This is a genomic window from Corallococcus sp. CA054B, assembly GCF_003611625.1.
GTDB lineage: Bacteria > Myxococcota > Myxococcia > Myxococcales > Myxococcaceae > Corallococcus > Corallococcus coralloides.
Window position 1 is genome coordinate 1 of the sequence record NZ_RAVY01000175.1, and the last position, 20145, is coordinate 20145.

Consider the following 20145-nt stretch of genomic DNA (forward strand, 5'->3'; position numbering starts at 1 on the left):
CTCCCGCCACGCCCTCCGCTCCCGCAGCCCCGGTTCCCCACGCCGCCGCCGCCGCGGCCGCCGCGAAGGGCGCCAGCGACCTGGACCTGCGCTACCAGAAGTTCGACCCCATTGGCACGGGGCCGCTGGGGACGGTCTTCAAGGGCCGCTACAACGCCCTGGGGCTGGACATCTGCATCAAGGAGCTGAAGGACATCTTCGGCTACTTCTCCTTCCTGCAGCGCGGTGAGGTGCTCAAGCGCCTGAAGAAGGAGCTGTGCGCGCAGGCGCAGGTGCGCCACCCGGGCGTGGTGCAGATCCTCGACCAGAACGTGGACTCGGCGCGGCCCTACTTCGTGGTGGAGCTGATGCGCGGCAGCCTGAAGGAGAAGCTGGAGGCTGCGGGCGGCAAGGGCATCGACGTGCAGCACGCGCTGCGCACCTTCCTGCAGCTGGCGTACGGCCTGAAGGCCGCGCACGCCGCGGGGCTCACCCACCACAACATCAAGCCGGAGAACGTCCTCTTCGACGCGTACGGCAACGCGAAGCTCGCCGACTTCGGCATGAGCCGCGTGGTGGAGGTGGACGCGACGAAGGGCATGCCCCAGGTGTTCGTGGGCACGGGCGGCATGGTCTACATGGCGCCGGAGCTGATGAACAAGGGCGTCCAGGAGGCGGGTCCCGCCGCGGACGTGTACGCCCTGGGCATCCTGCTCTACGAGATGTTCACCGGTCAGATTCCGGGCCGCCGCTCGCCGCTGCCGTCGGAGGTGAACCCGGAGGCGCCCAGCGGGTTGGATCAGCTCTTCGACAAGGCCACGCAGGACCGGCGCGAGCAGCGCTACCCGGACGTGGACGCGATGCTGGCGGACTTCTACAAGGCCTTCCCGGAGCGCGAGTACCTGGACCGCGGCGCGCTCATCCTGTCGTCGGATCCGCAGGAGTAGTTGTTGGCCAGGCAGGCGGGCCTCCAAAGCGAGGCTCGCCCGTCGCCACATGGACGGGCTCGCCCGTCCTCGCGAAGACCTGTCAGACTGCGGCGCGCCCATGTCCACGCGCCCCTCTGACAGCGTCCTCCTCACCGTCACCGGCAGGGACGGCCCCGACACCACCGCCCGCCTCACCGGCCTGCTCGCGCGAGCGGGCGCGGAGCTGCTCGACGTGGAGCAGGTGGTGGTGCAGGGCCTGCTCACCCTGGCCCTCTGGGTGCGCCTGCCGGCTGGCGAGTCCCTCCAGGGGCTCCCCGCGCTGGCCCGGGAGCTGGGCGTCACGGTGGACGTGCGCGCGGTGCCTCCGGCCGTCACGTCCGCGGAGCCGGGGCCGGAGCCGCTGCGCTACGTCGTCACCGCGGTGGGCAAGGCGCTGGGCGTGCACGACGTGCATGCGCTGACGCAACAGCTGGTGGCGGGCAACGCGCGCGTGGAGCGCATCACCCGGCTGAGCGAGACGCCGCTCGCGGCGGTGGAGCTGCACGTCACGCTGCCGCCGGACGCCGACACGGCGGCGCTCAAGCGCGCGCTCCTGGCGCTGTCCATGGCGAGCCCCACGTTCGACGTCGCCCTCCAGCGCGAGAGCCTCTACCGGCGCGGCAAGCGGATGGTGGTGATGGACATGGACTCCACGCTCATCCGCATCGAGGTCATCGACGAGCTGGCGCGCGCGTATGGCGTCCACGCGAAGGTGGCCGCCATCACCGAGCGCGCGATGCACGGGGAGATGGACTACGACGAGTCCCTGCGCCAGCGCGTGGCGCTGCTCGCCGGGCTGGACGCGCGCGTGCTGCACGAGCTGGCCGCGAACCTGCCGCTCACCGAAGGAGCGGAGACGCTCATCCGAGTGCTCCGGCGCCTGGGCTACCGCACCGCGGTCATCAGCGGCGGCTTCTCCGTGGCGGCCGAAGCGCTCCAGAAGCGGCTGGGCATCGACTTCGCGTACTCCAACGCGCTGGAGGTCCAGGACGGGAAGCTCACTGGCCGCACCGTGGGCACCATCGTCAACGCGCGCCGCAAGGCGGAGCTGCTGGAGACGCTGGCGCGGCAGGAGGGCATCCTGCTGGAGCAGGTCATCGCCGTGGGGGACGGGGCCAACGACTTGCTGATGCTGGAGAAGGCGGGGCTGGGCATCGCCTTCCGCGCCAAGCCGAAGCTGCGCGAGGCCGCCGACACGTCCATCTCCGCCGGCGGGCTGGACACCATCCTCACGCTGCTGGGGCTCACCGCGCGCGAGCTGCGCGAGGTGGGCTGACAACGACGGCCTGGCTCAGACGCGCATGCGCGCGGCCAGCTCGCGCTGCTGCACGGCGCCCTTCTCGAAGACGAGCTCCAGCAGGGCGCGGAGGATTTTCGAGCTCTTCTCCTGGTTCTGCTGCACCGTCTGCAGGCGGGCCAGGTCCTCCTCCGTCCACTCGTTGGTGGGCGCGCCGCCCGCGAGGATTTCATCCAGGATGTCCGAGGCGCTGGAGCCCGCGCTCGCCGGAGCGGCCGCGGGGGCCGCGCGCGCGGCGGGGGCCGGAGCGGCGGGAGGCGGCGGCGCGGCGTTCGGGTCGACGATGTCGCTGATGCGCTTCACGACCGTCTTGCCGCTCATGTCCACGACCTTGAACTCCTCCTCCTCCGGGAACTCATCCGACGACTGCTGCTGCTTGCCCGTGTCGGGCTTGTAGCGCTTCTTCTCCACCGGCTCCTGGCCGCGGTAGTGGCGCAGGATGGCGTGCTCGATTTCACGGTCGCCCGCCACCATGGGGACCACGCGGGCGCGGCTGCGCGCCGCGACCTGGTCCAACGTGGCCAGGTCCGTGGGGTCGGACATCGCCAGCACCAGCGTCTTCCCGTTGTCCTTGAGCTGCACGGGGAAGATGCCCTTCTGCTCGGCGAGCCCCACGTCCACGCGCGCGAGCGCCGCCGCGTCCTTCGTCAGGTTGCCCAGCTGCACGCGCGGCATTCCCAGGCCCTGGCAGATGGCCTGGGTGACGGTCTCCTCGGAGGCCAGGCCCAGGTCCGCGACGACGCGCGACACGCGTCCGCCCCACTGGTCCAGCGAGGCGAGCGCACTGCGCAGCTGCAGCTCGTCGATGACGCGCGCCTTGATGAGGATGTCCGCGATGCGATTCCGGGAAGGGGGAGCCATGGGGTGGGGATTCTAGCGTCTGATGGCGCGGACGCTCAGTCCACGTCACCGAACATGCCTTGAGGGCAAGGAGGCTTGGACCATGCAGCCATTCGCGGACGCCGCCACCCAGATGTGCCCCTACTGCGGTGAGGAGGTCGAAGTCGACGTGGACTCGCTGGGCGCCTCCTCCGAGTCCTACGTGGAGGACTGCCCGGTCTGCTGCCGCCCCTGGCAGGTGCGCGTCACCCGGGGCGAGGACGGCGCCGCCGTCACCCTGGGCCGCGACGACGACTGAGCCTGGCCACCCCGCCAGGAGGGCAGGCGGGCAGGCGCGAGGGCCTTTCGCGGGGGCTCCAGGACGCGCGGGGGCGTTGCTTGACACGTCCCGAAGCATGGTTCTCTTGAGTCTTGTGAGGCGCTGCCGGGCACCCCCGAAAAGCGGGGCCCCGGACGCCAATTCAACAACGACCGTGAACCCGCACGACGTGCGTCCAGACGGACGTCACGAACAGGAGACGACCATGCTGAACAGCCGCCATCCCTTCAACAACGCCGCCGTCACCCACCCGCTGCTGCGCGACTTCGACTTCCTCTTCCGCGAGCTGGCCTCGCCGGGCGTCCGCAACGACGCCGAGCGCACCGTCACGCCCGCGGCGGACATCCTGGAGGCCGAGTCCGGCATCACGCTGCGCGTGGACCTGCCGGGCCATGACGCCAAGGCCATCCAGGTGAAGGTGGAGGACGGGGTGCTGACCGTGCGCTCCGAGCGCAAGGCCGAGACCGTGCCGGAGGGCAGCACCCTGCGGCGCCAGGAGCGCGCCTCGGGCGTGTACGCGCGCCAGTTCCGCCTGCCGGAGACGGTGGACGCGACCCGCGTGGAGGCCCGCTACGACAATGGCGTGCTCACCCTCACCCTGCCGCGCCGCGAGGAGACCAAGCCCCGCGTCGTCGAGGTGAAGGTCCAGGGTTGATGCGCATGCATCAACACCCCATCAGGGAGGCCGCTGCCCTCGCTGCGGCGAGGCGCGGCGACTCCCGCAAGCATCCGTACGACCCGAGGGCTTCCGCGGTGGCCGGCGGAAGCCCCCGCCCTGTTACTTGCGAGCAGCGCTGGTGTTGAGCGCCAGCGGCACCCGGAACAGCTCCATGACCTGCGTCACGTCCAGCGGCTTGGCCAGGCACGCCACCGCGCCGGCCTGCTTGGACTGCTCCACGACGTCGGGCGTGTGATTGCTCGTCATGGTGATGAGGCGCACGCCTTCCATCTGCTTGCGCGCGCGGATGCGCTTGCAGACCTCGATGCCGTCGATGTCCGGCATGTTGAGGTCGATGATCATTCCGTGCGGCTTCTGCTCCGACACCAGCAGCAGCGCCTCCACGCCGCTCGTGGTCGTCTGAAGCTCCACCTGGTTCGCGTGCGGCTTGAACGCGCGCTTGATGGCGTCCAGCACCGGGCGCTCGTCGTCCACGACCAGCAGGCGCACCGTGCTGCTGCCCAGCTCCTCGGGCACGGGCATCTGGTGGGTGACCAGGAAGGTGCGCAGGTCCGTCGAACGCACCCGGCGGTGACCGCCCGGAGTCCGGAAGGCCATCAGGATGCCGCGGTCAATCCACTTGCTCACCGTCGACGGGTCCACCTGAAGCAACCGACTGATGTCGTGCGTCGTGTAGAGCTGGTCCGTCATCGCCGTACTCCCCTCGGACTGCATCGTTCCACTAGCCATGGAAATAAACACCTACCTTGAATGCGGGGTTTGATCAACCCACCCTACGACGTGCTGCGTTTATCTGTGCTTCTCATCAGACCCTCGGCGTCTTCCCAACGGCCACTGGCACGGAGGCACAGCTCCACAAGCTCACGGGCGGCTCCGTGACCGCCCACGTTCGTCGTAACGAAGTCCGCTTCCTGGCGCACCTCAGGAACAGCATCCGCCGGACAGGCGGAAAGCCCTGAGAGTGACATGGGGTCCAGGTCGTTCAGGTCGTCTCCCATGTACGCGCACTGACTCGCGGGTATCTGGAGTTGGGCGAGCAATTCAAGGAAGGCGGGACCCTTCTCCTTGCGGCCCTGGAAGATGGCGGCGAGGCCCAATTCCCGGCCTCGCGCTTCGACGATGCGGGACGAGCGCGCGGTGAGGATGGCGGCGGGCAGGCCCACCAGCCGGGCCATGACGAGCGCATGGCCGTCCTTCACGTTGAAGCGCTTCATCACCTCGCCGTTGTCGCCGTAGTACAGCCCGCCGTCGGTGAGGACGCCATCCACGTCGAACACGAGCAGCCGCACGCGCGACGCACGGGACGTCAGCTCTTCCTTGCCCGGTTTGGAAGGCGCTTCCGTCGGCATGGCCTCCTCACCTTTCGCATGCATCAACTGGCTTCATGACCCAGCGCGCGGCGGATGCTGAGCACATCTCGTACCACGTCCTCGAACATCTGTGGATTGAGCGAGCACGGACCGTCACACAGGGCACGGTCGGGGTCTTCGTGGACTTCTGTGAATAAAGCGTCAATCCCGGCTGCGGCGGCGCTGCGAGCAAGCAGTGAGACGAATCTTCGCTCGCCGCCTGTCTTTCCGTCACTGGAGCTGGGGAGCTGGACGGCGTGGGTCGCGTCCATGCAGACCACGAGGCCGGCCTCGCGCATCTGGGCGAAGCCGCGCATGTCCACGACGAGGTTGTTGTAGCCGAAGGAGGAGCCGCGCTCGGTGACGAGCACGTTGGGGTTGCCCGCCTCCACGGCCTTCTTCGCCGAGTGGACGATGTCCTTGGGGGCGACGAACTGTCCCTTCTTCAAGTTCACCCCCTTGCCCGAGCGGGCCACGGCCTCCACGAGGTCCGTCTGCCGGCAGAGGAAGGCCGGTATCTGGATGATATCCACGACTTCAGCGGCAGGCCCGACGTGGCTGGTTTCATGGACGTCCGTGAGAACGGGCACTCCCACCTCCCGACGGACACGGTCCAGGATTCTCAGACCTTCCTTCAAACCCGGGCCGCGGAAGGACTTGCCGCTGGTCCGGTTGGCTTTGTCATAGGAACATTTGAAGGCATACGGAACGCCCAGCCGGGACGTGATGCCCTTGAGCAGGTGGGCGTGGCGCAGGGCCATCTCCTCGGACTCGATGCTGTCCGGGCCGGCGATGACGAAGAGGCGCTGGCCGGGGCCGACCTTGTGGCCGCACAGCTCGATGGAGGGGGTGTTGCTCATGAGCGCACCGGGGTGGCGGCGGGGCCCTGCGTCCGGGTGGCGTCGCGCTGGGCGAGCGCCGCGCCGATGAAGCCGGAGAACAGGGGGTGGGGGGCGAAGGGCTTGCTCTTGAACTCGGGGTGGAACTGGCAGCCCACGAAGTACGGGTGGTCCGCGAGCTCAATCATCTCCACCAGGTTCAGCTCCGGGTTGTGGCCGGAGATGACGAGCCCGGCCTCCTGGAGCCGGCCGCGGTAGGCGTTGTTGACCTCGTAGCGGTGGCGGTGGCGCTCCTGGATGGACTCCTGGCCGTAGAGCTTGTGCGCGACGCTGCCGGACTTGAGCGCGCACGCGTAGCTGCCCAGGCGCATGGTGCCGCCCTTGTCCTGCACCTTCACCTGGCTCTCCATGAGCGTCACCACGGGGTGCGCGGTGTGCTCGTCGAACTCCAGGCTGTTGGCGCCCTTCAGGCCCAGCACGGTGCGGCTGAACTCCACCACGGCCATCTGGAGGCCCAGGCAGATGCCGAAGAAGGGGAGCTTGTTCTCACGCGCGTAGCGGACCGCGGCGATCTTCCCTTCGGTGCCGCGCACGCCGAAGCCGCCGGGCACGAGCACCGCGTCCACGCCCGCGAGCGTCTTCTCCGGCCCCTGCGCCTCCACGTCCTGGCTGTCCACGAAGCGCAGCTTCACGCGCACGTCGTTGGCGATGCCGCCGTGGAGCAGGGACTCGTTGAGGCTCTTGTAGCTCTCCGTGAGGTTCACGTACTTGCCCACGATGGCGACGGTGACCTCACCGCGCGCGGGCTCGTAGATCTTCCGGACGATGGTCTCCCACTTCTCCAGGTGGGGCGCGCGGCTCCAGATGTTGAGCACCTCCGCCAGCCGCTCATCCAGGCCCTGGCGGTGCAGCTCCAGGGGCAGTTCGTAGATGCTGCGCACGTCCGGGGACGTGAACACGTTGCCGTTGTCCACGTTGCAGAACATGGCGATCTTGTCCTTCAGCTCGCGCGAAATCTCCCGGTCGGTGCGGCACAGGAGGAAGTCCGGCTGGATGCCGATCTCGCGCAGCTTCATCACCGAGTGCTGCGTGGGCTTGGTCTTCACCTCACCCGCGGCGCCGATGTACGGCAGCAGCGTCAGGTGGATGTAGACGGCGTTCTGGCTGCCCACGTCGTAGCGCATCTGGCGGATGGCCTCGAGGAAGGGCAGGGACTCGATGTCGCCCACCGTTCCGCCGACCTCCACGATGACGACATCCACGTCCTGGGCGGCCTGGCGGATGCTGGCCTTGATCTCATCCGTGATGTGCGGAATCACCTGGACCGTCTTGCCCAGGTACTCGCCCCGGCGTTCCTTGGTGATGACCGCGTTGTAGATGCGGCCGGAGGTGAAGTTGTTGAGGCGGCTCATCCGGGCGTGGGTGAACCGCTCGTAGTGGCCCAGGTCCATGTCGGTCTCGCCACCGTCCTCGGTGACGAAGACCTCGCCGTGCTGGAAGGGGCTCATCGTGCCCGGATCCACGTTGATGTAGGGATCCAGCTTGATGAGGGTGATGTCCAGCCCGCGGTTCTCGAGGAGGGCGCCAATGGATGCGGAGGCCAGTCCCTTCCCCAGCGAGCTGACCACGCCGCCCGTCACGAAGATGAACTTGGTTTTCTTGGAGCGCATGTCCCTTCCTGCCAAGAGGGCCAGGGTGCGTCAAATATTCTCTGACGCACGGACGGCCGGCTGGCCTCAACCCGCGAGCTCAGCCCCTCACTGCGCGTCCCAACCGCCTGGCCGGGCCACGGCGAACTGCTGGGCGGTGGGCTGGCCGACGCGGAAGTGGCGCAGGTCGCACCCCCGGCAGCTCCAGCCGTCCCAGCCTTTCTTCACGACCTGGTGCAGGCAGGCGTCGTAGTTGGGACAAAAAAGGTTGCGCTGGTCATCGACCGTCTCCTCGTCACGGAGGGCGGAGGGCAGCGGGATGGGACACGGCGTGATGGACACGGAAGTTCTCCGGCAGGCGACCCCGACGGTCGTGGATGGCACTTCCCCCCGGCGGCCACGAACCGGTGGGTGGACAGGACATTCCCGGTAGGGAGGGGGGACGAAAAAAGTCGCCCCCGCCGGCAAAGGCGGGGGCGACTCGTTACCGCAGGCGTCACTTCCGCCGGGGACAACCCGCGTTAGCAGGCCACCGCGACGGAGGTGGACGCCTTGATCTTGCTGTCGTTCAAGGCATCACCTCCTTTCTTGCGGCAGCAGAGATAATGCGCGCCCCCTTTTCCCGCCACGAAGAGCGGGAGGTGGGAGGAGCCCGTCCGGGGAACGAGCGTTCAGGCTGCGACGACCTGGCGCTCCACGAGCCGGCGGTACAAGCCGTCCTGCGTCATGAGGGTGGAGTGGGTGCCGCTCTGCACCACGCGGCCGTGCTCCATCACCAGCACGCGCTGGGCGTTGGCCACGGTGGACAGGCGGTGGGCGATGATGAGCGTGGTGCGGCCCTGCATCAGCCGGTCCAGGGCGTCCTTCACCAGGTGCTCGCTCTCCGAATCCAGGGCGGAGGTGGCTTCGTCCAGGATGAGGATGCGCGGGTCCTTGAGCACGGCCCGCGCGATGGCCACGCGCTGCTTCTGGCCGCCGGACAGCTGCACGCCGCGCTCGCCCACCTCCGTGCGGTAGCCGTCCGGGAAGCGCTGGATGAAGTCGTGCGCGTTCGCGGCCTTCGCGGCGGCTTCCACTTGCGCGTCGGTGGCGTCCGGGCGGCCGTAGCGGATGTTGTCCGCGATGGAGCAGGAGAAGAGCAGGGGCTCCTGGGCGACCATGCCCACGTGGCCCCGCAGCCAGCTGGGGTCCAGGGACTTCAGGGGGCGGCCGTCCAGGCGCAGCTCGCCCTGGAGCGGATCATAGAAGCGCGACAGGAGGGCGGCGAGGGTGGACTTGCCGGCGCCGGAGGAGCCCACCACGGCGACGACCTCGCCAGCGTTGACGGTGAGGTCGATGCCCTGGAGCACCGCCACGTCCGGGCGCGTGGGGTAGGCGAAGTGCACGTCGCGCAGCTCCACGCGGCCCTCGACGGTGGCGGGGCGCTCGCCCTCGTTGGAGGGGATGGCGGGCGCGCGGTCCATCAGTTCGAAGACGCGCTCGGCGGCGCCGGAGGCGCGCATGAAGTCCGCCCAGAGGTCCGCCAGGGAGCCCAGGGAGACGGCCACGAGCATCGTGTAGATGAGGAACGAGGTGAGGGCGCCCACGGAGAGCTCGCCGTCCACCACCAGCCGGCCGCCGTACCAGAACACCACCACCGCGGCGATGTAGCCCGCGCTGGAGGCGCCTCCCATGAAGGCGGCGGACTGGCGCGCGCGGTTGCGGGCGACCTCGTAGGCGTTCTTCACGGCGTTGCCGTAGCGCGCCACCTCCGACGGTTCCGCCGCGAAGGAGCGCACGGTGCGCATGCCGGAGAGGCTCTCCTCGGCGACCTCGCTGGCCTTGGCGAGCGCGTCCTGCACGTTGCGCGACAGCCCGCGCACGCGCCGGCCGTAGACCATGCCGCCCACGGCGACGACGGGCACGATGGCGAGCATGAGGAAGGTGAGCGAGGGCGAGGTGTAGAAGAGCAGCACGATGCCGCCCAGGGCCTGCACGGCGTTGCGCAGCCCCTGGGAGATGTTCGCGCTCACCGTGTTCTGGAGCACGGTGGTGTCGGAGGCGAGCCGGCTGGTGAGCTCTCCGGTGCGGCGCGTGTCGAAGAAGGCCACCTCCTGGTCCATGAGGCGCCGGAAGAAGTCCTGGCGCAGGCGCATGACCACGCGCTCGCCGGCGTTGGTGAAGAGGTAGAAGCGCACGGCGGTGGCCACGCCCTGGACCAGGAAGACGGCCAGCATGACGAGCGCGGCCTTGTCGATGAGGCCGCGGTTCTTCGCGTTGAGCGCCTCGTCGATGAGGATGCGGACGCCCTGGGGGTAGACCAGGCTGGCGCCGCTGCTGATGAACAGGAAGACGGTGGCGACGAGCAGCGTGCCCAGCTCGGGGCGGGCGAGCGCCAGCAGGCGGCGCGCGGTGACCCCGGAGGAGAGGTGCGGTGTCGGAGTGGTGACGGAGGAAGGCACCGGTGGAGCCTACCGGACTGTCGCGGGGCGTGCAGCCCGGACGGCGTCCGCAGGGCCGGGATGCAGGCGGGAGGCCTGGGTGGTATTCCAAGACACGTTCCACGCGAGGAGGGGCCAATGGAGAAGCGCGTCTTTGGCAACACCGGAGTGGCCGTGCCCGTCATCGGACAGGGCACCTGGCAGATGGAGGACGACGACGCGGAAGCCGCCATCCGGGCCCTGCGCGCCGGACTGGACCTGGGGCTCACGCACCTGGACACCGCGGAGCTCTACGGACAGGGAAGGGTGGAGGAGGAGCTGGTCTCGAAGGCCATCGAGGGCCGGCGCGAGGAGGTGTACCTCGTCTCCAAGGTGATGCCGTCCAACGCGACGCGGAGGGGCGCGGTGGCCGCCTGTGAGCGCACCCTGAAGCGGCTGCGCACGGACAGGCTGGACTGCTACCTGCTGCACTGGCCCGGTTCGCACCCGCTGGAGGGCACGGTGGAGGCCTTCGAGGAGCTGGTGGCGGCCGGGAAGATCCGCTCCTGGGGTGTGAGCAACTTCGGGGTGGAGGACCTGGAGGAGGTGCTGGCGCTCGCGGGCAAGGGGCGCATCGCGTGCAACCAGGTGCTGTATCACCTGGAGGAGCGCGCCATCGAGCACGCGGTCATCCCGTGGTGCGAGGCGCAGGGCGTGGCGGTGGTGGCCTACAGCCCCTTCGGCAACGGGCAGTTCCCGTCACCAAGCAGCGCGGGCGGCAAGGTGCTGGCGTCCATCGCGAAGGCGCATGGCGTGACGCCCTTCCAGGTGGCGCTCCAGTTCCTGGTGCGCCGGCCGTCGGTGTTCGCCATCCCCAAGGCGAGCAACGCGGCGCACGTGCGCGACAACGCGAGCGCCGCCTCGCTGAAGCTCACGAAGGAGGAGCTCCAGCAAATCGACGCGGCCTTCCCGAAGGGCGACGAGCCGGACGAGCTGCCGGTCATCTGACGGCGGCGTGCTCGCGCATCACGGCTTCGACCCGGGCCACGTCCTCCGGCACGTCCACCGCCACGGTGCGCCAGTTCACGCTGGCGCAGCGGATGCGCAGGCCGTTCTCCAGGGCGCGCAGCTGCTCCAGCTTCTCCGTCTCCTCCAGCGGGGTGGGGCTGAAGGAAGCGAGCTGGAGCAGCGTGTCCCGCCGGTAGCCATAGAGGCCCAGGTGGGCCCAGCGGCGCACGGGTGCGCCGGGGTCGCGGGCGTGCGGCACCGCGGCGCGGCTGAAGTAGAGCGCGTCGCCGTTGAGGGCGAGCACGGCCTTCACCACGTTGGGGTTGTCCACCTCCTCCGTTTCCAGGGGACGCACCAGGGTGCCCATGCGCACGCTTTCGTCCTGGAAGAGGTCCGCGAGCACCTTGAGGGCAGCGGGGTCCACGAGCGGCTCATCCCCCTGCACGTTCACCCACACCTCCACGTCCGGGCGGGCGCGGGCGACCTCCGCGATGCGGTCCGTGCCGGTGGGGCAGGCGGGGCTGGTCATCACCGCCTTGCCTCCGAAGCCCTCCACGACGTCGCGGATCCGCGTGTCGTCCGTGGCCACCCACACCTCGTCGAAGGCGCGGGCTTCCTGACAGCGGCGCCAGACGTGTTCGATCATCGGACGGCCGGCGATGAGGGCGAGCGGCTTGCCGGGGAAGCGGGTGCTGGCATGGCGGGCGGGGATGACGGCCACGGTGCGGGAGGCGGGCATGGGGCGGCATCTATCAGATTCAGGACGTCCCGCCGCGCTTGGGGAGGGGCTGATTGGCTCCCACCACTGGCCAGAACTGGCGCCATGCCTAGCTTCCAGGGCGACATGAAGAAGGTCATCCACATCGTTGGCGCGCGTCCCAATTTCATGAAGGTGGCACCCATTCACCGGGCCATCTCCGCGCGTACGTCCCTGCGGCAGCTCGTCATCCACACCGGCCAGCACTACGACGCGAAGATGAGCGACGTCTTCTTCGCGGACCTGGGCCTGCCTCCGCCCGAAATCCACCTGGGCATCGGCTCCGGCAGCCATGCCGAGCAGACGGCGAAGATGATGGTGGAGATGGAGAAGGTCTTCCTGGCGGAGAAGCCGGACCTGGTCTCCGTGGTGGGCGACGTGAACAGCACCATCGCCGCGGCGCTCGTCACGTCCAAGCTGGCGATTCCGCTGTCCCACGTGGAAGCGGGCCTGCGCAGCTTCGAGCGGCACCAGCCGGAGGAGATCAACCGCGTCGTCACCGACCGGCTCTCCGACCTGCTGCTTACGCCGTCGCGCGACGCGGACGCGAATCTTTTGAAGGAGGGCATCGACCCGAAGCACATCCACCTGGTGGGCAACGTGATGATCGACTCGCTCCTGTCGTCCAAGGAGAAGGCCGACCAGTTGCCCACGCTGAAGACCCTGGGCCTGACGCCCAAGGGCTACGTGGTGGCGACGCTGCACCGTCCGTCCAACGTGGACAACCCGAAGCTGCTGGCGGGCCTCCTGGGCGTGCTGATGGACGTGGCGAAGGAACTGCCCGTCGTGTTCCCGGTGCACCCGCGCACGCGCAAGATGATCGCCGAGCAGGGTCTGGGCCCCAAGCTGGAGCAGACGCCGGGGCTCAAGCTGGTGGACCCCATGGGCTACCTGGAGTTCCTGTCCGTCACGTCGCAGGCGAAGCTGGTGATGACGGACTCGGGCGGCTTGCAGGAGGAGACCACCGCGCTGAACGTGCCGTGCCTCACCATGCGCGAGCAGACCGAGCGCCCCATCACCGTGGAGGTCGGCTCCAACGAGGTGGTGGGCACCGACCCCGCGCGCATCCGCGAGGCCGCGAACCGCGTGCTGTCCGGCGACTTCAAGAAGGGCCGCGTGCCGGAGCTGTGGGACGGCCGCACGGGCGAGCGCATCGCGGACCTGTACGCGCGCTTCCTGGGCGTGGAGACGAAGCGCGCCTTCGGGTGAGCCGACGCGTTTCGTGAAGCAATCAGGCCGCCGGGTGCTCGCGTCTTCGTGCGCGGGGGCTCAGGCGGCCTTCGTGTTTCAAAGCGTGGTAGAGCGTCGGGTCCGCCATGCGTGAAGACTCCGAGAGCGCTCCGGCCGTGCCCGACGGCTACGTCGACATCCCGTTCGTCGTGGAGCCGAACTACGCGGGGTGGCGGCTGGACCGGTACCTCTGCGAGAAGATCCGCCGCATGGACCTGGAGCGCGTGCGCGGCATCATCCTGCGCGGCGTCCTCTGCGACGAGTACCGGCTCAAGCCCTCCACGCCCGTGTACCCGGGGCTCACCTTCCGCATCCGCCGTCCCGCGAGCCAGGAGCCCGTGACGCCCACGGAGCTGCCCGTCGTCTTCTCCGATGACTGGCTGCTGGTGCTGGACAAGCCGGCGGGGCTGCCCATCCACCCCACCGCGCGCTACCACAAGGGCACGCTGGTGACGCTGCTGCGCGAGCGTTTCGGCGAGCGCTTCGCGGAGCCCGCGCACCGGCTGGACCGCGAGACGAGCGGGCTGGTGGTGTGTGGCCGCACCACTGAGTCCTGCCGTGTGCTGGGCGGACTGTTCCTGTCACGCGATGTGCACAAGGAGTACCTGGCGCTGTGCGAGGGCCAGCCCTCCGAGGACACCTTCGTCGTGGATGCGCCCATCGCGGAGGGCACGGACCTGATCCGCATCGCCGTGCGCATCGACCCGGTGGTGGGCAAGCCCAGCCGGACCCGCTTCCAGGTGCTTCAGCGCTTCGTGCACGGCGACGCGCCGTTCGCGCTGCTGCGCTGCTTTCCGGAGACGGGGCGGCAGCATCAGATCCGCGTCCACCTGCGCGAGGCGGGTTTCCCTCTGGTGGGCGACAAGATGTACGGGCCGGACCCGGGTTACTTCGACCGGTTCAGCAAGCACTCGCTGGAGCCGGAGGCGTGGGCCCGGCTGCGATTGCCGCGCCATGCGCTTCATGCGGAGCGCATCACGTTCCCGCATCCGGGGACCGGGGAGACCGTCACCTTCGCGTCGCCGCTTCCCGATGACTTGAAGGACTTCATCGCCGGGTGAGTGACGATGCCCGTGGGCCGACGGTACGCTCATGGAATGCGACCTCTTCGGTATTCCATCAACGTCACGTTGGACGGGTGCTGTGATCATCGTGCGTGTCCCGCGGACGAGGGCTTGCATCGTCACACGGCCGAGATCCTCGGGCGTGCTGATGCCCTCCTCTTTGGCCGGGTCACTTACGAAATGATGGAGGCCGCGTTCCGGCCGCGGGCAGGGGCGAAAGAAGGGCCTGATTTGACGGACCCCTTCGTCCAGATGATCAACGCGGCGAAGAAGTACGTCGTGTCCAGCACCCTGGACCGGGTCGATTGGAACGCGGAGCTCGTGCGTGGGGAGCTGGGGAAGGCGGTTCAACAGCTCAAGAGTCAGCCGGGGAAGGGCCTGTACGTGGGAGGCGTGAAGCTCCCGCTGGCGTTGGCGGAGCTTGGATTGATCGACGAGTACGAGTTCGTGGTGCATCCCCGGATCGCGGGCCACGGGCCGACGTTGTTCGCGGGGCTCTCGAAGTACGTCGACCTGAAGCTCGTGGGCCGGCAGGAGCTCGCCTCGGGGGCGGTGGCCCTGCGGTATGAGCCGCGAAGGTAGCGTCAGGCCAGCTCACGCAGGAACGACGCGACCCCCTCCGCCAGGCGCTCGGGTTGGTCATACGGGAGGCCGTGGCCGGCGTCCTTTACCTGTTCGATTCGCACGCGTGGGTTGAGGCTCCGCAGCTCCATGGCCATCTCGAGCGTGACGACGGGGCTGTCCCCGATGACGAGGAGGACCGGGACGTCAATCGCGCTCAACACGTCGCGATAGTCGGGGTTGGGCGGCGTGAGGACGTTGAAGGGTTCCAGGTGGGTCTTGAGCCTCGCCTCGGCGAGAAGCTCGATGAGCTCGGGCGAGCGATGCGGCTGCCGGGCCAGGGCCTGTGCCACGAGTTCGGACTTGCTCAAGCCGAGGGCCCGGCGGTGTTGTTCGGCGACGTCGCTGGCGTGCACCTCGCGTTGGCGCTCGGGGCTCAAGAACGTCGGGTCCACCAGGACGACGCCGCGGAGGTGAGTCCCTCGACTCGCCACCACCGCGGCGGTCATGCCGCCCATCGAGTGCCCCATCACGACCGGACGCGAGAGCTCCAGGCCTCGGATGAGGCCCACGACGTCGCTTGCGTGGTCGTCGTACCCGTAGCCGTGGGGCGGCGTGCTCGAATCGCCGTGCCCTCTGGCGTCAGGCATGACGACATCGAATTCACCTTCGAGCACGCGCGCCACGGGCGTCCAGCAGGCTCCGCTTCCAATCAATCCATGGAGCAGCACGACGGGAGGGGAGGCGCCTCCGGTCCGGAGGTAGTGGAGGTTGATGCCATTCGTTTCGCAAACTCCACGCATCCAGGTCGCCATGGGACTCCGTGAACTTCCATCAGCCTGCCTTGCGGAGATTCTTCGCTCCGGGCACCACGCGCAACAGCTGCGCGGGCATCCGGTCCACGACCTGCTCCGTGAAGCGGGCGAAGATGCGGAAGAGCACCGGCAGGAGCACCAGCGTCAGCGCGCACGCGGAGATGGTTCCGGACACGATGACGATGGCCAGGGGTTTCTGCATCTCCGAGCCGATGCCGTTGCTCAGGCATGCCGGCACCAGGCCCAGGGCCGCCAGCGCGGCGGTCATCAACACCGGGCGCAGACGTTCGCGGCTGCCGTGGAGGATGGCGTCGTCCAGTGATTCTCCGGCCTCCCTCCGCTCCGCGATGGCGCTCATCACCAGCACGCCGTTGAGTGCCGCCTGTCCGATGAGCGCGATGAAGCCCACCGCCGCCGCCACGCTCAGCGGCATGCCCGCCCAGTACAGGCCGAACACGCCTCCCATGAGCGCGAAGGGCACGTTGAGCAGCGTCACCACCGCGCGTCCGAAGGAGTTGAACGCCTTGAAGAGCAAGAGCAGCGTGAGCACCAGCGCCACCGGCAGCACGGTGAGGAGCCGGTCCATCGCGCGCTCCTTGCTCTCGAACTCGCCGCCCCATTCGACGCTGATTCCCGCGGGGGGCGCGGCTTCCTTCTCCACCAGCGCCTGCGCGTCCTTCACGAAGGAGCCCAGGTCCCGGCCTCGCACGTTCATGCGCACGCCGATGTAGCGCCGGCCGTTCTCGCGGTTGATGGAGGCCCGGCCGAAGCCTGTCTGCACCTTGGCCAGCTCGCTCAGCGGCACGAGCACGCCGCCCTCCACGGGCACGCGCAGGCGGGAGATCTTCTCCACGTCGTCCCGGCTGGACATGGGCAGGCGCATCACCACGTCGAAGCGGCGCTCGCCCTCCCAGAACTCGCTGAGCGGCCGGCCTCCCACCGCCGTCTGGAAGACGTGCTGGAAGTCGCCCAGCGACATGCCGTGGCGGGCCAGCGCCACCCGGTCCGGGGTCACCTGGATGCTGGGCACCTCACCGCTCTTCACGATGCCCAGGTCCGCGACGCCGTCCACCTTCGACAGCGTGCGCTTCACCTTCTGCGAATACTCCTGGAGCACCTGGAGGTCGTCGCCGAAGAGCTTCACCGCGAGCTGGCCCTGCTGGCCGCTGATGCTCTCGTTCACGTTGTCACCGATGGGCTGGCTGAAGCTCACCTCCATGCCCGGGACTTCCGACACGGAGCGCTGGAGGACCTCCAGCACGTCGTCCAGCTTGGGCGTGCTCTTGGGCCACTCGGCGGGTGGCTTGAGCTTCACGAAGAACTCCAGGTTGTTGGTGAGCTTCGCGTCGGTGCCGTCCTCCGGGCGGCCCAGCTGGCTGAGCACTCCGTCCACCTGGGGGGCCTGGCGCAGCAGGCCTTCGATTCGCGGCACCAGCTTGCGGCCCTCCGACAGGGAGATGTTCGAGGGCATGGTGAAGGTCAGGTAGAGGCTGCCTTCGTTGAGCGCCGGGAGGAACTCGCTGCCCATGCGCGGGACGAGCGCTCCCGCGAAGAGCAGGCCCGCCGTGCACACCACGACCACGGTGGCCGGGTGCTTGAGGCTCCAGGTCAGCACGGGGCCGTAGGCCTTGTCCGCCGCTCGCAGCACCGGTGATTCCTTGTGCTTCACCGGCTTGCGGTAGACGAACGACGCCAGCACCGGGATGAGCGTGACGGAGAAGACGAGCGCGCCCAGGAGCGCCGCCACCACCGTGTTCGCCATGGGCGCGAAGATGCGGCCCTCCACCCGCTGCAACATGAAGATGGGCAGGTACGCCGCGATGATGATGAGCAGCGAGAACACCGTGGGGCGCACCACCGCCTTCGTCGCGCGTTGGATGCGTTCGAGCGGGGTTTCTCCCTCGAACTGGTGGCCGGACATGCGCGCCAGGATGCTCTCGATGATGACCACGCCTCCGTCCACGATGACGCCGAAGTCCACCGCGCCCATGGACAGCAGGTTCGCCGACATGCCGCGCATCTTCAGGTAGATGAACGACGCCAGCAGGGAGAGGGGAATCAGGACGCCCACGACGATGGCGGCCCGCAGGTCCAGGAGGAAGATGAAGAGGACCAGCGTGACGAGCAGCGCGCCCTCCAGCAGGTTGTGGCCCACCGTGCGCAACGTCGTGTTCACCAGGTCCGTGCGGTCGTAGAACGGATCAATCTGTGCGTCGTCCGCCTGGAGGTGGCCGTTCACCGCGGTCACCGCGTCACGCACGCGGGAGAGCACCACGGAGGGGTTTTCTCCCCGGCGCATCAGCACGATGCCCTGCACCACGTCACCGTCGCCGTCCCGGCTGACCACGCCCTGGCGGGGGGACCAGCCCTCGTTCACGTCCGCCACGTCCTTGAGGAACACGGGCGTGCCTTCGTGCGTGGCCACCCGCACGTCGCGGATGTCTTCCAGCGAGCGGAAGAGGCCCTCGCTGCGGATGACGAACTGCTCGGAGCCTCGCTCCAGCACGCCGCCGCTCGCGTTCTCCGAGCCGTCCTTCAGCGCGTCTTCCACGTCGTCCAGCGTGAGGCCGAACGCCGCGAGCCTCGCGGGGTCTGGCTGGATGTGGATCTCCTTGAGGAGGCCTCCGTAGCTGACGACGTCCGCGACGCCGTCCACCCGCAAGAGGCCCGGCCGCACCACCCAGTCCTGGAGGGTGCGCAGCTTCATGGGGTCGCCCTTCGCGCCCTTCAGGGTGTAGCGGTAGATCTCCCCGATGGGCGTGGCCAGCGGGCCCAGGGAGGACGTGAGGCCTTCGGGCAGCTCCGCGTCGCGCAGGCGCTCCAGCACCTGGGCCCGGGCGAAGAGCACGTCGGTGTTGTCGTTGAAGCTCAGCGTCACGAACGACAGGCCGAACATGGAGAGGTTGCGCAGGCGCGTCAGGCCCGGGATGCCGTTGAGGGCCCGCTCCAGCGGGAGGCCAATCTGGCGCTCCACCTCTTCGGACGGCTGGCCCGGGTAGAGGGTGATGACGTTGACCTGGGTGTCCGTGGGATCCGGGAAGGCTTCCACGGTGAGGTCGCGGAAGCAGAAGTACCCCCAGATGGCGGTGAGCAGCGTGAGGAACACCACCGCCGCGCGGTTCTTCAGACTGAAGTCGACGAGCTTTTCGAACATGGCGTCTTTCGTTCCGTCGTGGGGGCTTCAGTCCGCCAGCTCGATCTGGTTCTCCAGGAGCAGCGCGCCCCGGGCGACGAACCGGTCTCCAGAGGCGAGGCCTCCGCGCAGCTCCACCTCTCCGTCGCGGCGGCGGCCCGGCGTCACGGCGACGCGCTCCAGGCGGTTCGAGTCACGGGCGACGAAGACCACCGAGCGCGCTCCGTCCGTCACCACCGCGCTGTCCGGGACCCGCACGCGCTTGACGCCTTCGGGCGCCGTGGGCGTCACCTCCACGAAAGCGTTGGGGCGGAAGCGGCGGTCGTTGTTGGGGACGCGCACGCGCACCTCCACGGTGTGCCGCAGCGGATCCACCACTTCGGAGACCCGGTCCACCTTGCCGGCGCGGACGATGCCGTCTCGCGTGGTGACCGTGACGTCCTGGCCTGGGGACATGTCCAGCGCGTCCGCCTCCTGGAGGTCGGCGACCACCATCACTTGATCCAGGTCGGAGAGACGCACGAGCGGCTTGTCCCGGTCCGGCGTCACCTCCTGGCTGGCCACCAGGTCCAGGTCCACCACCGTGCCGGAGCGCGGCGCCGTCACCCAGAAGAGGTTCTCGCCTCGGGAGGACACTCGGAGGCTGCCTTGCTTCGCCTTGGCGGCCTCCAGGGAGAGCTCGGCCTGACGCAGCTCCGTCTGCGCGGCGAGGAGCTCCTTCTCCGGGGCGGCTCGCAGGGCCACCAGCTCCTTGAGGCGGTCCGCGTTGCGGCGCTTCTCCGTGAGCTCGGCTTCGGCGCCGCGCTGTTCCCGCAAGAGCTCCGCGAAGGCGCCGGAGCGCACGCTGAAGAGGTCGTCACCCTGCTTCACCCGGTCGCCGGGGCGCACGCGGACTTCTTCCACCCGGCCCGCGAGCGGGGCCCCCACGGACGCGGTGCGCGCCTCGTCGAACTGCACTCGCGCGGGGGAGGGGAGCGGCGTGAGGGCGCTGCCCTCGGTGGCCACGGCGAGCTGCACGTAGTGCCATTGCGGCGCGTCGTCCGGCAGGTGCACCGTCTCGCCCTTCACGGTGGGGCCGCTGATGGCCGTCTCGCTCTCCGCGACGGAGTCCGTGGGGGCCAGCGCGTAGAGCAGCACTCCGGTGCCCAGCAGGCCTGCTCCCGCGAAGGCAATCCAGACCGGGGCTCGGCGGGATGGAGTGGCGCTGGACGTCGGAGCGGCGGCGGTGTCGGGGGTGTTCATGGGGGGCTTTCTGGAAG

Annotated in this window: 19 protein-coding genes; 8 read left to right on the top strand and 11 right to left on the bottom strand. The window is 69.0% G+C overall.

Features of this window, described 5'->3' with window-relative positions:
* On the top strand, window positions 1-926 hold a 926-nt coding region (locus D7V80_RS31545), incomplete at its 5' end, for a serine/threonine-protein kinase (protein WP_147447272.1).
* Window positions 927-1026: 100 nt separating this feature from the next.
* Window positions 1027-2223, top strand: coding sequence for a phosphoserine phosphatase SerB (gene serB, locus D7V80_RS31550; RefSeq protein WP_120591656.1), 1197 nt, complete (start codon window positions 1027-1029; stop codon window positions 2221-2223).
* Window positions 2224-2238: 15 nt separating this feature from the next.
* Here the strand turns inward: serB and D7V80_RS31555 are convergent, their stop codons facing one another.
* Complete coding sequence (locus D7V80_RS31555; RefSeq protein WP_120591657.1) at window positions 2239-3105, bottom strand: general secretion pathway protein GspE; 867 nt, start codon at window positions 3103-3105, stop codon at window positions 2239-2241.
* 82 nt (window positions 3106-3187) lie between these two features.
* Between D7V80_RS31555 and D7V80_RS31560 the strand changes: the two genes are divergently transcribed.
* Window positions 3188-3382, top strand: a complete 195-nt coding sequence (locus D7V80_RS31560; RefSeq protein WP_120591658.1) for a CPXCG motif-containing cysteine-rich protein — start codon at window positions 3188-3190, stop codon at window positions 3380-3382.
* A 226-nt stretch (window positions 3383-3608) separates the two neighbouring features.
* Window positions 3609-4058, top strand: coding sequence for an Hsp20/alpha crystallin family protein (locus D7V80_RS31565; protein ID WP_120591659.1), 450 nt, complete (start codon window positions 3609-3611; stop codon window positions 4056-4058).
* Between the two features lie 123 nt (window positions 4059-4181).
* Here D7V80_RS31565 and D7V80_RS31570 read toward each other — a convergent pair whose 3' ends face one another.
* The 6 genes from D7V80_RS31570 to D7V80_RS31595 form a co-directional block, all read right to left on the bottom strand.
* A complete protein-coding gene (locus D7V80_RS31570; RefSeq protein ID WP_043321054.1) occupies window positions 4182-4811 on the bottom strand; it encodes a response regulator in 630 nt (209 codons plus the stop codon).
* Window positions 4812-4855: 44 nt separating this feature from the next.
* On the bottom strand, window positions 4856-5431 hold the full coding sequence (locus tag D7V80_RS31575; RefSeq protein WP_120591668.1) for an HAD family hydrolase: 576 nt from the start codon (window positions 5429-5431) through the stop codon (window positions 4856-4858).
* Between the two features lie 23 nt (window positions 5432-5454).
* Window positions 5455-6291: a 3-deoxy-8-phosphooctulonate synthase gene (gene kdsA, locus D7V80_RS31580; protein WP_014393885.1), complete on the bottom strand. Its 837-nt coding sequence runs from the start codon at window positions 6289-6291 to the stop codon at window positions 5455-5457.
* On the bottom strand, window positions 6288-7940 hold the full coding sequence (locus D7V80_RS31585; protein WP_120591660.1) for a CTP synthase: 1653 nt from the start codon (window positions 7938-7940) through the stop codon (window positions 6288-6290). Before D7V80_RS31585 ends, kdsA begins: the two co-directional genes overlap by 4 nt.
* Window positions 7941-8027: 87 nt before the next feature.
* The gene (locus tag D7V80_RS31590; RefSeq protein WP_120562005.1) at window positions 8028-8261 is read right to left on the bottom strand and encodes a hypothetical protein; all 234 of its coding nucleotides are present in this window, start codon (window positions 8259-8261) and stop codon (window positions 8028-8030) included.
* A 329-nt stretch (window positions 8262-8590) separates the two neighbouring features.
* Window positions 8591-10360 (bottom strand): ABC transporter ATP-binding protein, encoded by a 1770-nt coding sequence (locus D7V80_RS31595; RefSeq protein WP_120591661.1) that lies wholly within the window; start codon window positions 10358-10360, stop codon window positions 8591-8593.
* Between the two features lie 117 nt (window positions 10361-10477).
* On the opposite strand from D7V80_RS31595, the gene D7V80_RS31600 reads away from it, so the two are divergent.
* Window positions 10478-11326, top strand: coding sequence for an aldo/keto reductase (locus tag D7V80_RS31600; RefSeq protein WP_120591662.1), 849 nt, complete (start codon window positions 10478-10480; stop codon window positions 11324-11326).
* Here the strand turns inward: D7V80_RS31600 and kdsB are convergent.
* Entirely contained in the window at window positions 11319-12065 is a 747-nt protein-coding gene (kdsB, locus tag D7V80_RS31605; protein WP_120591663.1) for a 3-deoxy-manno-octulosonate cytidylyltransferase, read from the bottom strand. The genes D7V80_RS31600 and kdsB overlap by 8 nt on opposite strands.
* Window positions 12066-12170: 105 nt before the next feature.
* Between kdsB and wecB the strand changes: the two genes are divergently transcribed.
* From wecB to D7V80_RS31620, 3 genes are all read left to right on the top strand, one after another.
* Entirely contained in the window at window positions 12171-13292 is a 1122-nt protein-coding gene (gene wecB, locus D7V80_RS31610) for a non-hydrolyzing UDP-N-acetylglucosamine 2-epimerase (protein ID WP_120591669.1), read from the top strand.
* Between the two features lie 107 nt (window positions 13293-13399).
* Entirely contained in the window at window positions 13400-14374 is a 975-nt protein-coding gene (locus tag D7V80_RS31615) for an RluA family pseudouridine synthase (protein ID WP_120591664.1), read from the top strand.
* A gap of 36 nt (window positions 14375-14410) precedes the next feature.
* Window positions 14411-14959, top strand: coding sequence for a dihydrofolate reductase family protein (locus D7V80_RS31620; protein WP_120591670.1), 549 nt, complete (start codon window positions 14411-14413; stop codon window positions 14957-14959).
* Window positions 14960-14961: 2 nt separating this feature from the next.
* Here D7V80_RS31620 and D7V80_RS31625 read toward each other — a convergent pair whose 3' ends face one another.
* From D7V80_RS31625 to D7V80_RS31635, 3 genes are all read right to left on the bottom strand, one after another.
* On the bottom strand, window positions 14962-15753 hold the full coding sequence (locus D7V80_RS31625) for an alpha/beta fold hydrolase (protein WP_120591665.1): 792 nt from the start codon (window positions 15751-15753) through the stop codon (window positions 14962-14964).
* Between the two features lie 19 nt (window positions 15754-15772).
* The gene (locus D7V80_RS31630) at window positions 15773-18907 is read right to left on the bottom strand and encodes an efflux RND transporter permease subunit (RefSeq protein WP_120591666.1); all 3135 of its coding nucleotides are present in this window, start codon (window positions 18905-18907) and stop codon (window positions 15773-15775) included.
* Between the two features lie 27 nt (window positions 18908-18934).
* Window positions 18935-20145: efflux RND transporter periplasmic adaptor subunit (locus D7V80_RS31635; RefSeq protein ID WP_370452570.1), on the bottom strand; the 1211-nt coding region annotated here is incomplete at its 5' end.

Excerpts from the sequence above, each read along its gene's own strand:
- D7V80_RS31600 (WP_120591662.1), top strand. The coding sequence starts at position 10,478 with ATGGAGAAGCGCGTCTTTGGCAACACCGGAGTGGCCGTGCCCGTCATC.
- kdsB (WP_120591663.1), bottom strand. The coding sequence starts at position 12,065 with ATGCCCGCCTCCCGCACCGTGGCCGTCATCCCCGCCCGCCATGCCAGC.
- D7V80_RS31565 (WP_120591659.1), top strand. The coding sequence starts at position 3,609 with ATGCTGAACAGCCGCCATCCCTTCAACAACGCCGCCGTCACCCACCCG.
- D7V80_RS31575 (WP_120591668.1), bottom strand. The coding sequence starts at position 5,431 with ATGCCGACGGAAGCGCCTTCCAAACCGGGCAAGGAAGAGCTGACGTCC.
- D7V80_RS31585 (WP_120591660.1), bottom strand. The coding sequence starts at position 7,940 with ATGCGCTCCAAGAAAACCAAGTTCATCTTCGTGACGGGCGGCGTGGTC.
- D7V80_RS31570 (WP_043321054.1), bottom strand. The coding sequence starts at position 4,811 with ATGGCTAGTGGAACGATGCAGTCCGAGGGGAGTACGGCGATGACGGAC.
- wecB (WP_120591669.1), top strand. The coding sequence starts at position 12,171 with ATGAAGAAGGTCATCCACATCGTTGGCGCGCGTCCCAATTTCATGAAG.
- serB (WP_120591656.1), top strand. The coding sequence starts at position 1,027 with ATGTCCACGCGCCCCTCTGACAGCGTCCTCCTCACCGTCACCGGCAGG.
- D7V80_RS31615 (WP_120591664.1), top strand. The coding sequence starts at position 13,400 with ATGCGTGAAGACTCCGAGAGCGCTCCGGCCGTGCCCGACGGCTACGTC.
- D7V80_RS31560 (WP_120591658.1), top strand. The coding sequence starts at position 3,188 with ATGCAGCCATTCGCGGACGCCGCCACCCAGATGTGCCCCTACTGCGGT.
- D7V80_RS31630 (WP_120591666.1), bottom strand. The coding sequence starts at position 18,907 with ATGTTCGAAAAGCTCGTCGACTTCAGTCTGAAGAACCGCGCGGCGGTG.
- D7V80_RS31555 (WP_120591657.1), bottom strand. The coding sequence starts at position 3,105 with ATGGCTCCCCCTTCCCGGAATCGCATCGCGGACATCCTCATCAAGGCG.
- kdsA (WP_014393885.1), bottom strand. The coding sequence starts at position 6,291 with ATGAGCAACACCCCCTCCATCGAGCTGTGCGGCCACAAGGTCGGCCCC.
- D7V80_RS31620 (WP_120591670.1), top strand. The coding sequence starts at position 14,411 with ATGCGACCTCTTCGGTATTCCATCAACGTCACGTTGGACGGGTGCTGT.
- D7V80_RS31625 (WP_120591665.1), bottom strand. The coding sequence starts at position 15,753 with ATGGCGACCTGGATGCGTGGAGTTTGCGAAACGAATGGCATCAACCTC.